Below are 16,384 nucleotides of genomic sequence, written 5' to 3'. Positions count from 1 at the left end.
TTCTGCTATAACATCCGTTTTTGTCATATCAAAAGCTTTGGTCGCACCTATACCAAGATTAAGTTTCTACTTCAAAGCTTCAACTATTGAATGAATCCCCCTCCCTAAAAATCTTAAAATGATATCGCTTCCATTTATGAATAGATTGACCTAGACCATTTTTGCTCATTTCATAATTGGTCTAACCAATTTACATTATACTAAATTTTTTGACTTTTTCAACAATTATATATATATTACTTTTCTCTATAAATAAATGGTTATTTTGACAGCGTTATAGGCGGTTTTCCTACCTTCTAAACAAAAGATGAATCGCCTTCAATTGCCAAAAGAACGGTTTTGACTGAAATCAAGTAAAATATATTAACAAAATTGGTCTAACCAATAGAAAGATCTGAAATTATCTTCTTGCTTCATTAATGAATGCTTGTTAAGATGATTCCACTTAGTCGTACCAACTTGTTGTTATTGAAGGATGTGAAGGAAGTAATGGATTCTATACCAGTTAAATCCCCAAAAGTGTACGAAATCATCTTCAATCAAATTAAGGAATCTTTTATTAGCGGTGAATTGAAACCTGGGGATAAATTACCCCCTGAGCGGGAGTTGTCCAATCGTTTTAAAGTGAGTCGAACATCAATCAGGGAAGCCCTTCGAGTATTGGAGATTAACGGAGTCATTGAGGTCAGACCTGGTGACGGGACATTTATCAGACAATCTGATGTTAAGTTCCTGATCGAACAGCTATCCAACTCAATCATCAAAGCTAAGGACAATATGGTCTATGAAATGCTTGAGGTCCGTCGAGTGATTGAAACCGAGTGTGCTTTTCTTGCTGCACAAAGAGCAAACTCCCTGGATTTACAAAATATTCTTAATGCTTTAGAAGAAATGGCACGTTCGGAACATGATGAAGAATTAGGCTTGCGAGCAGATTTGATGTTTCACTATAGTGTCGCACAAGCCACAAACAATTCCATATTTGCTGGATTGGTCCATACCCTTAGTGATCAAATGAAAGATACTATTCGTGCCACTAGACGGCATCGTTTCGCAAAGCCAGGTCATTTTCAAGAAACGCTTCAAGAACACAAAGAAATCTACTATTCTATCGCATTAAAGGAAGCGGATAAAGCCAAACAACTGATGGACGCCCATATCATTCGCATTAGAGAACAGATGGCCAAAGCTACACTTGAAAGCATTGGAGATGATGCCAAAATTGTTGCTTATCAAAATGAAAAAGACCATCATCGTAATGCTGAAGGTGATAAATAAATTCCGCTTGCGATAACTAATGGAACATGGAGGTATACCTCTTGAATTAGCTAATTGATTTTTTATCGAAGACCAATTAAATTTGACATAAAAAAGCGCCTTTTCTCAGAGGGCGCTAAATTGGTTATTTATAGTTGAAAATTTGATTCCCTTTATATGTAAAATGGTAAATATTAGTTTTACCCTTTTGATATAGTGCAGGAATCAGCGTTACACTCTTTTAGAGCATTATCAATCAATGAAAGCTGATCATTAATCATTGATAAGTAGAAAATATGATAGTCATTTATTTGTTCCTTTAACTCCAACAGCAGCGTTTCGTCCCTTAGTACAAGGAAAATCTCTTCTGGATGTAACATATCACTTCTCCTTTTAGTCAAGATACTACCTTTTACCCTAATTATTACATTTATTAACTTTTAAGTAGAAGTTTTGTACCTTATTTCACAAGGAATATTTAGAGGGAGTTACTAAACTTTTCGAAATCATGCAACTGAGTTTCATAAGGGAGTGGTTGAAGAAATACAACGATAAGTATATAGAATATTTATAAAAAAAGGCTGTCGTATATTAGCCTTTAACGTCGAAAATGTCCCCTTCATACATTTTTATGTTAGACTTAATATATAAAACCAAATTTTCTTAGGGTTTTTTGACTTTTATTAATCACACTTTTCTAAGGAAAGGAGTATAAGAAATGGAGAAAATCAGCGTTTTTCTGGATGACTATCGGAAAGCTCCCGATGGCTATGTGTTAGTCGAGACTATTGACGAATGTATAGAGCTATTGCAAAACTTTGATATTGAACACCTCTCTTTGGACCATGATTTATTAAATAAAACTAGGAATGGTTTTATGCTTGTTCAAAAGATGGTCAAAGAAAAACTTTTTGCTAACCGAATCACTATTCACTCTGCTAATTCAATTGGCGGTAAGGCAATGTATAACTGTTTAAAGCAAGCACAACGGAATTTAACAATGCCCTCTTCCATAATTGTTTCCTTACGCCCCCTGCCCCTCAAATTCTTCCCGTCAAAGGTTCTGCAACATTATATAGATATAAGGTAAACTCTGCTCATTACATTTCATGGAAAAATTATAGGATGCTTTTGAGATCGTATTACGGAAACGATTCTTTTTGCTTTAAATCAATTTGAAGATTATTGTAAGACCATCTCGACAACAGCCGTAATATGTAAAATATCGTTTCTAAAAGATCAATGTATTTTTGAATGATTAAATGCAAGCGTAAAACTCGTAAATACAAAAAAGCAATTCACATGCAGTGTAATTGCTTTTTTTGATGTATGTTCAAGCTTCGTGGTAGTTTAAAAGTTAAAGTTTATATCGCATTATATGCTATAGCAGGGATTCCATTATTTTGCCCGGTTTGCAACAGACATTACTTGTTTTTTACGAATGATAAAATCGTGATGGTACTTATAATGCAGAGTGTGCCGAGCCACTCGGCAAAACCGAATGTTACATTCAGCCAGAAAACGGATATTAAGGTTGCGGATAATGGCTCAACTGAAGCTAATAAACTTACCTCTGAAGCCGAGATGAATTTTGTACTTTCCAAATAAAAATAAAAAGCAATGATCGTTCCGAAAATGATGATGAATAATACCGCTGAAAATGAAGGTAACGTCCAATTGCCTTCGAATGCCCATGGAGGATGAATCATGCTAAAGCATATGCCCCCAATCAACATTCCCCATCCTACAACAATCATTGAGCCCCATCTTGAAAGGAGTTCATACGGCTGCAATGTATAGAATGCCAATGCAAAGGCTGATGTTACTCCCCAAAATACTGCCCACCCCGAAATGGAAAGTGTATGTATGCTACCTCCTGTCACAAGCAAAAAAGTTCCTAAAATCGCTATGATCACAGCTACACTCACAGTAATGCTTGGAAGACGTCTGGAATGAATGGCTAAATAACAAGTGATCAGGGCCGGCGCCAAGTATTGAAGGACTGTAGCGGTGGCTGCGTTGCCATGTTCAATCGCTGCAAAATATGTGTATTGGACAGCAAGCATTCCCAGAATCGCAAAAAGGATAATTTGAAACGCATCTTTTTTAGTTTTCCAAATCTCAAAAACTTTCAGTCTTTCGTTCTTATATGCGACGCCTAATAAGATGATTCCAGAAAGCAACAAGCGCACAACAGTGAGCCACTCAGGACTGAAACCTTGATGCTGAAATAGATATTGAGCTGCCGTTCCTGATACTCCCCATAACGCAGCGCCAGTCAGTACTAGTGCAATCCCTTTATTTCTTGAAGTTGACATAGCAACTAAAGTATCATCACTCATATTTATCTTCCCCGCTTTTTATACGTTTCGAATGGGCTTGAATCCTAATATAACTTTCTTTCCAATTCTTTTCTATCATATTAAGCGCCATAGTGAGATTTCCATTCCTTAATGCCTGTATGATTCTATCATGCTCATCAACGGAAAGATGAACATCACTAACCTGATTAAAATAAAACAGTTCTATCCGTATAAGTTTTTGTTTGAGTCCTGATAGAATCCGCTTTAATTCATCATTTGTAGAAAGGTTGATGTAAATGGAGTGAAAGTCATCATCTTTCTGAACGGCCACTATTTGATTTCCCGCGTCGATTGCTTTTTTCACTTCATGATTGATGGCTTCCATCTCAATTAAGTGTTTTTCTTCAATGAAATCAAAAGCCAGTTCCATAGCCAACTTTTCCAGTGTCCAAACAATGGAATATATGTTTAATACCCCTTCGAATTGAATAGGGGAAACAATAGTTGAACGGCTAGGCTTAGTCTCTACAAATCCATCATCCTCAAGCTTTAAAAGTGCTTCTCTAATGGGAGTTCTGCTTACTCCCAATTGTTCAGCTAATTCTTTGTCACGTAATTGTTGGCCTGGTGTTAGGATTCCCTGTACAATCCAATCCCGCAATATCATATATGCTTCTTCACGTACAGAAGTACGTTTGATTTTTGGTGATGGATTTGAATGCACCAACGGCTTTACCTCCTTGAAATACCAATATATAATATGCAATATATCACATATTGCATGCCGTTGAAATATCAATAAGAAAGTTTTATCGCTGCATTTTTTAATTGATTTCATAATTGCTCCACCACATGGCGTAAGACTCAGTGTTGATGGTCTCGTCAACGGAGAAAGTAAAAGCCAAGAATAATAGAATGCAAACACTATCTTTTCAAACCAAATGACAACACTCACAACCAGAGTGGTGTCTTTTTATTTGGATTATCCCATCATTGAGAAAGTAATTGGCGGTCGATTTTCGTTCCGTTCTAAGTAAGGGAAAAAACATTTAAAAATATCGGAGAATTCGAGGGGAGTCTTTCCATTAGGGGAGGTCATGTCGAAATACCAAAGAAACATGACTTTAGTCAAGCTTCTTCGGTTGCAGCAAAAGTCCGGTTACGAATTCCGTTAGAATGTTTTCTAAAAAAATGTCTTGAAAATGTCTTGGTGCTGACCGCACTCATTACAGGAATATTCTATTTCTAATGCATCTTCAGTTACTGTATGTACGGTCTCTTTTTTACAAGTTTCACAAAATCTCTTTTCGGATATTTCTTTCATGTATCATTCACACTCCGTTTTCCCATCGATGTTTTGTAGCCTTCTTACTATTATTTTGCGAATATCCTTCAGAAAAAATACCTTTTTCCTGAAGGACCTTAAAAAAGAAGATAATGAATTCAGGGGAAATGGGACTGGAATAGTTAATTTCTCCGCGGATTCCAATACATCAAAGCTGCATGAAACGGATATTCGTATTCGAATACTCCTTCTTTTTCCACCACATATTTATTAAGGATCGTTTTTACTTCATCATAGGAAAAATGTTCGTCGAGAATTTTAGTCGTATTATCGCGCATCATTTCTTCATGGGTGGAATAGATTTTTTTACTTTTCAATTTAACGATCTTACAGTCCGCCAGTATTCCAAGTTGATACAAAACATTCAAGATGTGTATGTAATCCCGCTTTCTTAAATTGATCGTATATCCTCGTTGCTTCAATTCCATATAATGAGGTTTTTCTGGTCCGGTTGTCATGCCTACTATCACTAATCGTGCTGCAGACTCATTCATTTTTAATAAGGTTTGACCGATTTCTGTCATACGGTAATAACAATTAAACCCAAATACTACATCATATCTGTCTCTTTTGGTATCACTTTCCCACTTATCATGAATCAATTCCATGTTTTCGAAACCTTTTTCGTTCGCCTGGGATTCCAAAAAACCGATAATGCTTTTAGAACTATCTATACAAGTTAGCTTCCTTACTTCTTTTGCAATTTCAAATGTATAATTGCCCCATCCAGGGCCGATTTCCAATACATGATCATCCTTTTTTAATAATGCCAATAACTCTCGCTGCACATGTTTTGCATAAGGATCCGCTTTATGTTGTTTTTTTTCTGCCACTTTGGAGGACCAAAAAGCTTCTTCTGCTGCATCATCTTTTAGTCGATTCGGCATTATACCATAAGGATTTAGCATGGATTCTTTCCAAAGTTCAATATAATCAAAATTATCAGTCTTCATCTTCGCTCTCCTCAAATTATATAATTTATGTATAATGATTTTTTCTTACACTATTCTTACCCCATAGTTGCAAAAGAAAAAGAGCTGCAAATCAGCTCCCGAAAATGAACAAAGCCTTTTTTATATTATAATCTCTCAACAAATTAGCATTGGTCATACTCAACTACTTGCAGCGTTTTGTCCAAAGACTCACTGCTTTAATGCATTCTATTTCTCTATTTTATAGGTACACCTTTTAATAATACAATAAGATTATTCATAAAGTATGGTTAACATTATGTTCGAAAAGGGGAATGCTGATGTTTCATCCGCTTCTCCCCTCCTATATATCTAAAGGTTTACACGTTTTTAAAATGCTGTTGGATATAAGAATTCACTTTATCAGGCACTTCGATTTGGATAAAATGCCCGGCATTTTGAATAATGTGAACCCGTGCATGTGGGAAACCCTCTTTCTGGAGCTTGTAGGCAAATTCAAAAGGTATATAAGGATCCATCTCTCCCCAAATTATTGTGACAGGTATTTTGATCTGATTTAGTTTTTGATTGTACGATTTTACCTTTTCTATATTTCCTGAACGGTATAGATCTAAGATGACCTTACCAGATTCGGGTGTTCTAAAGACACGAAAGAAGTCTTCCATAATTTCGTCACCTATGTTCGGAATCGTTTTCTTCATCTCAATTTGAGCTTGGGGATCATCTGACATGCGCTTCATTATTTTCTCTCCGGCATTTGGTGTTCTCCAAATCTGAGCAAGTGAGTGCCACTTATAATCTACTGATATGGTTGTATTTGAAACAAAGAGACTTAGTATTCTCTCTGGATGATCACATGCCCATTTCAGTCCAATAAGTCCGCCCCAGTCATGTACAATAAGGTGGAATTTATCTAGTTTTAGTTCCCTTGTAAAATCCGATAAAAACTGTTCATATCTTTCCCACGTTGAGGATTCATCAAACTGTTCACTTTGGCCGAATCCAGGGAGATCCGGTGCGATGGTTCTAAATCCACAAGACACAATGCATGGAGTCATTTCCTTCCACAAAAGACTGGACTCAGGTACCCCGTGCAATAAAAGTACTGGGGGATCATTAACATTGCCTTTCTCGATATAAGATACCATCTTTCCATTTATTATCATTTTTTTCTTTTCCACTTTTAGCTACCTCCTGAATAAAGTACTTTGAAACCTTATTAGCATAAAGACAGGTCATACTTCCTGGCTGGAATGGGGATTTCTTTGGAATAGACTATGGATAAAATAACGATATAGACAGTTTAAATGGACTTACTATCAAATCCCTCTCTCATTTCTATGTTAGTTTGTTGTTTAATGCTTGTGTTTTTAGATTTTTATTTAAGGCTCTTTTCGTTAAGATTGTAGTTTTAAGAGGAGGCTCACCGCCCGCCCCGCGGAAAGCGAGCATTTGGAGGGGAAATCAACCACACCGCACTATTGGTAAATAGCAACAAAGTATGCGAAAACAGCCTTTTCTAAAGTTTAGTCAAAAATCAATTTATTAAAGATGTGGATATGAACTCCTTCAATTCTTTGTCCGAAATTTATTCGCTTCCATCTCTACCCCATATAACATCAAACACAAAAAAAAGGTAAAGCTACGAAAAGGCCTCACCTCTGAAATGATTAAAACCTTCATTTCTCTAAAGGTATCAAAGTTATTTGATCAATCCACTTAAATTGTACTTCCGCTCTTTAATGCATGATCTGATCATTATGGGTGTATTTAATTCCGTAAATGATTCAAAGTTTCTAATCCAATCTTTTCTAGGTTTTTAGACATCTGTGGTCTTTTGCTGAGTGAAGAAAAATATGAAGATGATAATGGAAATGGCTATTAGAAAGGTATTGTTTCTCGAACTTTTAATTGTAGGAATATCTGTTAATGACATTTTTATTCATTTCCTTTTAATGTAGTTAATAATTCTGGTGGTACGTTAAAATGCTTCTTTACAATCGTATTGAAAAAATTATAATCTTCAATTGGCAATGCCGGAACAACTTCAGGATAACCAAATATAGGACCGGAAACATTAATTGAGAAATCACCAGACGAAATAAATGTTCCTGTCACATGTATGGCCTCATTGATTAATAATATGGCTATGATGATGTCCAATATATCGATAAAAAGATTTCCCACTTGCGAGTGATCCGTCCCTTCTAAACGATGGCCCCCAAAAAGAGGCCCGCCTAATGAGAGACTAAATCTGCCTGGTCTTACAAAAATGCCAATGATCGTGATTTGTCCAGTTAACAATAGGATGGCTGTTGTAATTTCGAGATTACGCTGAAAGGAGTGAATTACTTTTTTTTCTGAATTAACTACAGAGGTTTCAATCAATATCACCACTCCCCATGTAGGCATTTTATTCATATACACGGGCAAACGTCACTGATTTGTTTGATTTTTTATATTTAAAAGTTCTATTACTGAATATATGGCTTTTTCAATTTCTTTATATCCGGTACATCGACAAATATTCGAAGAAAGCCATGTTTCAATTTTTTCAGGGCTTGGGTTCCTGTCATTAAGGAGTAAAGCCTGGCAAATCATTATGAATCCTGATGTACAATACCCACATTGAAAAGCAAAATGTTCCACGAATGCTCTCTGAATCGGGGTATTCTTGAGGCCCTCAATTGTAAGGATTTCTGAATCAATGGCTTCAATGGCTAACATTAAACAGGATTTCATTGGCTGTTTATTCATTATAATCGTACAAGCGCCGCAATCTCCATTTAAACATCCAGGTTTAGCTCCTGTAAGTCCAATTTTATCTCGGAGAACATCTAGCAATATATCTGATGCAAATATTTCCCTCTCATATCGTTCTTTATTTATTTCTAATTGAATGGTAATTTTTCGATCCGCCGAATGGCTATTCATGTTCCTCACCACCTATATATGACAAAATGTATGAAAGGGTATTTTCTAAAACAAATAATCTATATTCATTGGATCCTTCTATATCGTTTAAAACCTGAGCTGGTAAAAACTCAAAAGAGGTTAAAATTCTGTCTTTAAAAGATAAATTCTTATCATTTAGTTTGTTTTCCATTTGAATTGACCGAAAAGGAAATGGACATACCCCGCTGAATGCAAATCGAATAAATCCTTCTTTTTTTAATGAGGCAACTGTTAAAAGCGGATATCCCGTTTTCCATTGCTGCCTCTTCTTTACACTAATGTGTTTAGCTTTCAGATATTCTTTTTCTGTTACTATTTGTACAAGAAATTCCCCTTCGTCAAGTCGTAGCTCTTTATGGAAAACTTCATTAATAAATTCCTTCCTCGTTCCTTTTGGTCCTGCAATAATGACAGTACTATCTGATAATAAAAATGGAAGAACTGCCTCTCTATAAAAAATTTGACCACATATGTTTCCACCTATAGTGATTTTATTTCTTGATGTATAATCAGCAACTCCTTTTGAAGTATCCGCTAATAGCGGAAATAGCCTATTTTCTTCGATTGCGCGTAAACTCAATGTTGAGCCAATGATCAGTTCTTGGTGTTGAAACCCGAATGCATTGCATTCGGGAATCCCTTTTAAATCAATAATCGCATCGGAGTATATAAAATTTAAACGTCCTAATGTTAAAACTTCAGTCCCCCCACCATAATACATAGGTTTTTTTTCTTGTAATTTTAATAGTTGATAAAGTTCAATCGCCTCTTTTATCGATTGAGGTTTATAATAATCAAAATTATAAGGTAACATTACGCTCTTCTCCCTCTTTTCCCCCTCCAAATGAGTTCAGGAAGCAATGGCAACTGGTTCAAAGGAATCCCAGCGGCCAAAGATAAACTGTTACCTAAGGCAGCAGGCATACCAAGAAGCCCGTGTTCCCCAAGGCCCCTTGCGCCATATGGGGCATCTAAGTGTGGTGTTTCAACAAATTCACAGATATATTCAGGGTTTTCTCCATATCTTAACGGTCTATAGGTTCTGAGTTGAGGGTTCAATACTCTGCCAAGCTGATCGAAATAGAATGTTTCACGCCCACCAAATGCTATGCCCATGCTCATTGCACCCATTATTTGTCCTTCTGCAGTTTTTTGATTCAGAACCTTTCCTGCATCAATGACAGATATTGCCCTTACTATCTTGTAAGTATATTCATTTATGTCATACTCTACTTCTACCCCTTGTGCGCCAACAGTCCATTCAGGACCTGGTCTGCCTGCACCTGTATCGGGATCTAAATTTGTTATATGTGGGATGGTATATTGCCCTCTACCGATGATTTGTCCTCCAATCGTGCTTCCGTCAGGATATGTATACCCATACACTAGCCGTTTGAAAGGAATTTCTATATTCGGTTCCCCTTTCATAAAAACCCTTTCCTGTCCAAGGACGATGTCTTCAATTGGAGCTCGTAATACACAAGAAGCAAGTTTCTTTATTTGTAAAAGAGCATCTTCCACAGCTTGAATCGCAGCCCTTCCTGCCATTAATGTTCCACGGCTTGCTACCGTTTTCCAATGTTCTGGGGTATTTTGTGTATTTACCTTCAACTGAACGTTCACACGATCAATGGAGACCTTTAATTTATCTGATACAATCTGTGCTAATATCGTTTTCGTTCCTGTACCGATTTCTACTACTCCTGACATAAGGTTTACACTGCCATCAGGATTAAAGGTTAAAATCACACCAGATCCAGCGTTGGTATCGATCGTTGAAGTTTTCCATATACAAGCGATCCCTTTTGCTCTTATAATCTTGTCGTTTATTTTAACTAATTGGCCCTCTTCCCAATTCATTTTTTTCTTAAGCACCTGTATGCATTCAGGAAGATTACCCACCGTGCTCGAATTCAATTTAACTTGTGTCGGGGTTGAGTGCCCTGGGAGTATCGCATTCATTTCACGGAGTTCAAGTGGATCCATTCCAAGCTTTTTTGAAAGAGAATCCATAGTCCGCTCAAAAGCAAACAGAACTTCTGAATGGGCGAAACCTCGATAAGGCGAGGCATATGGATGATTTGTATACATACAGAGAGAGTCACACCAAATATTTTCTATATTGTAAGGTCCGGTGCAATCCACAGCTCCAGCACGGCTTAGATCTGTAGCTTTGTCGGCATATGCTCCCCCGTCCCATAAATACGTCAGCTCTGCGACCTTTAGCAAACCAGATTTTGTACAACCTAATTTAATGGTAGCATCTAATCCAATATGACAAGGTGATGTCAAAATATCCTCTTCACGACTATTTTCAACTTTTACTAGCCTGCCATTAACGGCCTTTGACGCGATATAAGCTAATAGTTCAAGTTGGACCGAGGCTTTACCACCGAATGCCCCTCCAACAAGTGGAGTGTTTACTATGACATTTCCAATTTCAACATCAAAGTAATCACTTATCAAACGCTTGATCATGAAGGGAGCTTGAGAAGAAGAAGTGATAATGATCTTATCATCTGAGTGAATTTCCGCTAAAGAACATCTTGTTTCCATGGCTGCATGGTCGGAGGGGGAAAAAGAAAACTTTTCCTCAATAATGATTTCGCTCTCTTGCCAACCTGTTTTACTGTCGCCTTTTCTGATTTTGGTTCGATTTGCTATATTTGTGCCTGGCTCGGGAAATACCTCGGATATTTTTTTATAAGTATCTAAATCTGGGTGGAGTAGAGGGTAATTGGGATTTAAAGCTTGCGTTGGCGAATTGACAACAGCTAAAGGTTCATAGATAACTTGAATATTGTCAGCTGCAATCTCTGCTTGTTTCATTGTATCAGCAACAACAAGTGCTACTACTTCTCCATGGTAGCGGACTTTATCTAGAGCTATGGGGTACCGATCCCTGATTTCTTCTCCCGTTAGTGGTAAATTCCCACCTGTTATGATTGCACGAACACCTGGAACTTTTTCAGCTTTAGTTAGATTAATATGTTTAATAAGGGCATGTGCATAAGGACTAATTACCTTTTTAACATGGAGGGTTCTTACTTCTTCTCGGTCTCCTGTGTAAATCGCCTGCCCTGTCACCTTTTCCCAAGCATCTTTTCGAATTACCCCTTTTCCGATAATATCCATATAGTCTCCTCATTTTCATTATTATTCTTATTTAATTGTTATCAATTTTGTTTTTCCAAAAAAGATATTCTTCCATATTATCAATATCAACAAACCATTTTTTCACATAAAAAGGAACAAGTATCCCCTGTTCTCTCTTCGCCATTAGAATCTGTTTTGCGCCTCGGTCTCCTCGTAAAAGGTGAATGTCGGAAAAGAGATCTTTGTCAATAAGTATGGGAGGTCGTATACAACCATGAAAACTAGAGGCAACAAAGGAGTAATTAGGGTTTCGTTTGTATATTTCGATGAGTTTGTTTATCATATTTGTTGTTATAAAGGGCTGATCAGCAAGTAAAATTACTACGGCGTCCGAATGTATGTTGTTTGCTGATCGTATACCTGTTTGGAGTGAATGGGATTGACCTGCTTCAGGTTCTTTAATTTCGGCCGTAATTATTTTTCCAGAACTAAAACCTGATGAATCCAGGTGGTTTAAATGATTCGAAACAATGATAATATCGTTAAGTTCTGATAAAACCGCTTTTTCTAATCCCCATCTTCCCATTTCTTTATTTCCTAATGGCAATGCTAATTTATTTATACCCATTCGATTACTATTTCCAGCGGCCAGGTATACCCCGGTTATTTTCATTCGGGATGTCCCTTCATTCTTTCATGCTGAATTAATTCGGCTATAATGCTAACTGCAATCTCGAAAGGGCCCTTAGCTCCAATTGATAAACCGATAGGTGAGTGTATATTATTAGGGATTTTCGTGTCAAATAAATTGGCTGTACGTTTTTTGGAACCTAAAATGCCTATATAGGATAATGGCTGATTCATTATTAGTGAAAGTATTTCTTTATCTCTCTGAAAGTTATGAGTCATGATGATAACATAATCATCTTTTTTAAAAGATAATTGTTCCATAATTTTAGATGGGAATCCTATAATATGGCTAACTGCGTCGGGTATATTATTTTCGTTACAAAGCTCGGACCTCCAATCGCAAACAGTAACTAAAAAACCTATTGAGGCAGCCATAGTGACAACTGGATATACATCACATCCAGCACCAAAAATGATTAAACGCGGTTTAGGTATAATCTTTTGCCTATAAATAAAGCTAACATCATTTTCTTTGGGTTCATTAGTATACTCATCCTCTGACCGGAAAGAATACCCCAATAAGTTCCAATCATCATCTAACTCAATTTGATGGACGATTACCTTAGCTTCTTTAATGGAAGCCAAGACATATGAAAGATTTTCTTTTAATCTATGGTCCACATACTCCAGTAATATATAGAGAGTTCCGTTACAACCTGTTCCAATTCCCCATTCTAGATCTTCATCACTTTCCATGTGATATACAAAGGTCTCTGTATTTTTCCTTTCAAACACTCTGCAAGAATGAAGAATAAGATCTTCCTCGATACACCCAACACTAATAACGCCTGAAGATGTACCATCTTTTTTGATAAGCATGGAGGTACCTTCACGTAAGTATGCTGAACCTTCCACATGAATGATGGTAGCCAATACACACTCCATGGATGTCGATTGAATTTCTTCAAGGATCGTATACATTTGATTCACTTGTCTTCCCCCTGGTCTTCTATGAGTTCATTCATTCTATTAATATCATTATGTTGATTTGTAAAAAAAATGTGTTTATATAGAAATAGAATTATTCTAGTGCAGGCTGAGCACATGGGAAATGTGGCTTTTCCTGGAATTGTGCTTTAAAGGCTCTCGGTCATTTAATCCTTGTATGCAAGAGAGTGTCCCATTCGATGGTTTAAAAAAGGGGAGGGATATACAAATATTCCTAATTTATTGGTAAACAAAAAGGAGCAAAAATTTTGCTCCTGCATCCAATCTTATTTGTTTTCCTTTTGAATGAGTTTATCTTTTCGATAACGCAGACCAAGTATTTTCTAACCACTTATCAAAATCTGCCCCTTTTTCACCCTCATAGGTATCATATATATCCATTCTCATTTTCTGAAGTTTATCTTTGAATTCAGTATATGAGTGATTTTCTGGTAAACTCTTCTTGATCCTTACTAAGATTTTGGTTAATCCTTTAACCAATTCTCCCTTTTTCCTTGGTGGCAATTGGACATCTTCGCCTAATCTTTTCAGTTGACGGTATGCAGCCTCTTGAACTTTAAATACAGAATCACTATTCATGATATGTGTGAGAATGTCGATCACTTGTTTATTTTTTGACTGTCCTAATTCTTCGATCGCATCCAAACGTTCTCTCCAATTAGATTTGCGATTGGCAGATTTTTTTAATTCCTCATAGTTGACAGGTAACTCGATACCTTTTGTTTCTTTATTATCCAAATGAATCATTTCTCCTTCTGTCTTTATGTAATCCGGATATCAAGATGTCAATCCGATACTATAATAGTCCCATTACCAAGAATGGTTTATTCCATTCTTCATTATACCCGTTTCCCTATTTTAATATAGTTATATTTCTTAATCATCTGCTGTATCTTCAATCAGTCGGGTGCCGGGGACGATGCATCTAAAAACTTACCTGCACCTATGCTCAAAAAGTGACTTCAAAGGGCATAAATCCTGCCTGGATGTATGCCCCTATTGTTGACAATAATGTTCGCGTTCTTGTTATGCTGTAAAAAACAGGAATTGATAGCACAAATCTAGTCTACGTAATGTTTTTTATAATCTGGATGGATAGAAAATTTTTTACGTAAATTGGCGAGGTTTACACCGAAGCTTTCTTCTAAAAGTTCCCTATGTTTCTCCATGATTTCCATGAGATACAAATCATGAATCATGACTTCTGTAATGGGCATGACCAAACCTACATGCATGGTCCATGCTGCACGGCTATCTTTTCCAAGCGAGACAATACCTGCTACCACTTCTGAATCATCTCCACTAATAACAAGCCATCGCCCACCATACTCTTCTGTAATTTCATGACCCATATAATGAAGGTAAACATTAGCAAAATCACAGACGATTTCACCATAGGCAATAATTGTGACATTGACTCCTTTATTTGCAGCCTGTCTTAGTTCAGACTCTAATACTTCGAATTCGTCTTCCCAAATCTCTAAGAGTATTCTTTTTTTAGCAGATAATATACAAGCTTTTACCTTATCGAGTATTTCATTACGCCCCATGATATTCCAGATGTTTTCACGATCATTTGCAGAACGTTCAAACTCCGCTAATGATTTTTCTGCCAGTTCAAAGTTTTCTTCCGCTTTCATGCGGCGGTTTTTTATTAGCTCGCTTGCAGGAACGGGAGTATACTGTGGGGTGTTTCCAGGACTAACCAGAATATCCCCTCTTATTGCGAGACTGTCCAGTATTTCATATATTCTTGAACGTGGTACACCGGAGTTTTTTGCAACTGCATAGCCTGTTAATGGCGATTCTTCCAATAAGGCAAGATATGCTTTCGCTTCATATTCGGTAAAATTCAGATTTTTTAATGTGTCTAAAATGTTTTCTTTCATAAACCCTCCATGCAACCGTAGTTGCTACCTTTGTAACTAATATTTTAGCAAAATCTGTTGACGATTTCCATTTTCATCTAATATACTTACATAAGTAGTTACTTTAGTAACCCCTATTGAAGGGAAGGGAGAAATAGTATGGATAGCTTACTTACATACATATCAATAGTTGCAATGATGGTTATTATTCCTGGAGCAGATACAATGCTCTTAGTGAAAAACACGCTTAGCTATGGTCCAAAAGCCGGACGTTATACCGTTCTCGGAATGGCAACGGGACTTTCATTTTGGACGCTTATTGCTATTCTTGGACTATCTGTTGTCATTGCAAAGTCCGTGATTCTGTTCAGTACAATCAAATATTTGGGAGCCGCCTACTTAATTTATTTAGGGATAAAAAGTTTCTTTGCTAAAAGCGCTTTTTCAATAAAAGAAATTCAGGCACAAGCAAATACACCTCCGAAGTATTCAAGCCGGCATAATAAAGATTCCTTTATGCAAGCATTACTTAATAATATTCTTAATCCAAAGACCGTTTTAGTTTATATAACAATCATGCCTCAATTTATCAATTTGAACGGAGATGTAAACCAGCAATTGATTATATTAGCGTTCATCTTAACCTTTCTTGCTGTATTATGGTTTCTTTTTCTTGTTTTTCTAATTGATTACGCAAAAAAATGGATGAACAACTCTAAATTCCAGAAAGCATTCCAAAAATCAACTGGCTTAATTTTAATTGGTTTTGGCATAAAAACAGGAATTTAAGTTCATTTACTAACACATCTAATTTGATGATCCGTTCAGAAAATTGAACGGGTTTTTTCATATGTAATTACATGACATGCAATTAACATAGTGTGTACTAACATAATCAATCTTTCACCCATATATATATGGCACTGCATTATAAATCTACAAGGATTTATTCCGTAATCATTATGTTCCCTAATATGGTCATTAATTAAT

16 protein-coding genes are annotated in these 16,384 nt (G+C 36.5%); 3 read left to right on the top strand and 13 right to left on the bottom strand.

Going from position 1 to position 16,384, the window contains the following annotated elements; translation table 11 throughout:
• Nucleotides 1–489: 489 nt before the first annotated feature.
• Nucleotides 490–1,278 carry a FadR/GntR family transcriptional regulator gene (locus tag ACFRAK_RS15915; RefSeq protein WP_394572056.1) on the top strand — a complete coding sequence of 263 codons (789 nt, stop codon included), beginning with the start codon at nt 490–492 and terminating at the stop codon, nt 1,276–1,278.
• 179 nt (nt 1,279–1,457) lie between these two features.
• Here the strand turns inward: ACFRAK_RS15915 and ACFRAK_RS15910 are convergent, their stop codons facing one another.
• The gene (locus tag ACFRAK_RS15910; RefSeq protein ID WP_387598596.1) at nt 1,458–1,637 is read right to left on the bottom strand and encodes a hypothetical protein; all 180 of its coding nucleotides are present in this window, start codon (nt 1,635–1,637) and stop codon (nt 1,458–1,460) included.
• Nucleotides 1,638–1,975: 338 nt separating this feature from the next.
• On the opposite strand from ACFRAK_RS15910, the gene ACFRAK_RS15905 reads away from it, so the two are divergent.
• A complete protein-coding gene (locus ACFRAK_RS15905; protein ID WP_192204817.1) occupies nt 1,976–2,347 on the top strand; it encodes a cyclic-phosphate processing receiver domain-containing protein in 372 nt (123 codons plus the stop codon).
• Nucleotides 2,348–2,681: 334 nt separating this feature from the next.
• Here ACFRAK_RS15905 and ACFRAK_RS15900 read toward each other — a convergent pair whose 3' ends face one another.
• The 12 genes from ACFRAK_RS15900 to ACFRAK_RS15845 all read right to left on the bottom strand — a co-directional run bounded on the left by ACFRAK_RS15900 (nt 2,682) and on the right by ACFRAK_RS15845 (nt 15,415).
• Nucleotides 2,682–3,599 (bottom strand): DMT family transporter, encoded by a 918-nt coding sequence (locus tag ACFRAK_RS15900; protein WP_387598599.1) that lies wholly within the window; start codon nt 3,597–3,599, stop codon nt 2,682–2,684.
• Nucleotides 3,592–4,284: a GntR family transcriptional regulator gene (locus ACFRAK_RS15895; RefSeq protein WP_394572083.1), complete on the bottom strand. Its 693-nt coding sequence runs from the start codon at nt 4,282–4,284 to the stop codon at nt 3,592–3,594. Before ACFRAK_RS15895 ends, ACFRAK_RS15900 begins: the two co-directional genes overlap by 8 nt.
• A 743-nt stretch (nt 4,285–5,027) precedes the next feature.
• Nucleotides 5,028–5,858 carry a class I SAM-dependent methyltransferase gene (locus ACFRAK_RS15890; RefSeq protein WP_394572055.1) on the bottom strand — a complete coding sequence of 277 codons (831 nt, stop codon included), beginning with the start codon at nt 5,856–5,858 and terminating at the stop codon, nt 5,028–5,030.
• A gap of 338 nt (nt 5,859–6,196) precedes the next feature.
• Nucleotides 6,197–7,018: an alpha/beta fold hydrolase gene (locus ACFRAK_RS15885; RefSeq protein ID WP_394572054.1), complete on the bottom strand. Its 822-nt coding sequence runs from the start codon at nt 7,016–7,018 to the stop codon at nt 6,197–6,199.
• 757 nt (nt 7,019–7,775) lie between these two features.
• Nucleotides 7,776–8,231 carry a hypothetical protein gene (locus ACFRAK_RS15880; protein WP_387599319.1) on the bottom strand — a complete coding sequence of 152 codons (456 nt, stop codon included), beginning with the start codon at nt 8,229–8,231 and terminating at the stop codon, nt 7,776–7,778.
• Nucleotides 8,232–8,273: 42 nt separating this feature from the next.
• Nucleotides 8,274–8,771, bottom strand: coding sequence for a (2Fe-2S)-binding protein (locus tag ACFRAK_RS15875; protein ID WP_394572053.1), 498 nt, complete (start codon nt 8,769–8,771; stop codon nt 8,274–8,276).
• A complete protein-coding gene (locus tag ACFRAK_RS15870; RefSeq protein WP_387598611.1) occupies nt 8,764–9,606 on the bottom strand; it encodes an FAD binding domain-containing protein in 843 nt (280 codons plus the stop codon). Before ACFRAK_RS15870 ends, ACFRAK_RS15875 begins: the two co-directional genes overlap by 8 nt.
• Complete coding sequence (locus ACFRAK_RS15865; RefSeq protein WP_387598614.1) at nt 9,606–11,927, bottom strand: xanthine dehydrogenase family protein molybdopterin-binding subunit; 2,322 nt, start codon at nt 11,925–11,927, stop codon at nt 9,606–9,608. Before ACFRAK_RS15865 ends, ACFRAK_RS15870 begins: the two co-directional genes overlap by 1 nt.
• Before the next feature lie 31 nt (nt 11,928–11,958).
• Complete coding sequence (locus ACFRAK_RS15860) at nt 11,959–12,561, bottom strand: nucleotidyltransferase family protein (protein ID WP_387708645.1); 603 nt, start codon at nt 12,559–12,561, stop codon at nt 11,959–11,961.
• Nucleotides 12,558–13,499: an XdhC family protein gene (locus tag ACFRAK_RS15855; protein WP_394572082.1), complete on the bottom strand. Its 942-nt coding sequence runs from the start codon at nt 13,497–13,499 to the stop codon at nt 12,558–12,560. The genes ACFRAK_RS15860 and ACFRAK_RS15855 overlap by 4 nt, the downstream gene beginning before the upstream one ends.
• Nucleotides 13,500–13,817: 318 nt before the next feature.
• A complete protein-coding gene (locus ACFRAK_RS15850) occupies nt 13,818–14,264 on the bottom strand; it encodes a HEAT repeat domain-containing protein (protein ID WP_387708535.1) in 447 nt (148 codons plus the stop codon).
• Between the two features lie 323 nt (nt 14,265–14,587).
• Complete coding sequence (locus ACFRAK_RS15845) at nt 14,588–15,415, bottom strand: TrmB family transcriptional regulator (protein WP_387598619.1); 828 nt, start codon at nt 15,413–15,415, stop codon at nt 14,588–14,590.
• Nucleotides 15,416–15,553: 138 nt separating this feature from the next.
• On the opposite strand from ACFRAK_RS15845, the gene ACFRAK_RS15840 reads away from it, so the two are divergent.
• Nucleotides 15,554–16,183, top strand: coding sequence for a homoserine/threonine efflux transporter (locus tag ACFRAK_RS15840; protein ID WP_387598622.1), 630 nt, complete (start codon nt 15,554–15,556; stop codon nt 16,181–16,183).
• The last annotated feature ends 201 nt before the right edge of the window (nt 16,184–16,384 follow it).

The sequence above is a fragment of the Peribacillus sp. NPDC056705 genome (assembly GCF_043656335.1).
Note: the sequence above shows the minus strand (reverse complement) of the source record. Positions and strands in the feature narration are given on the sequence as shown.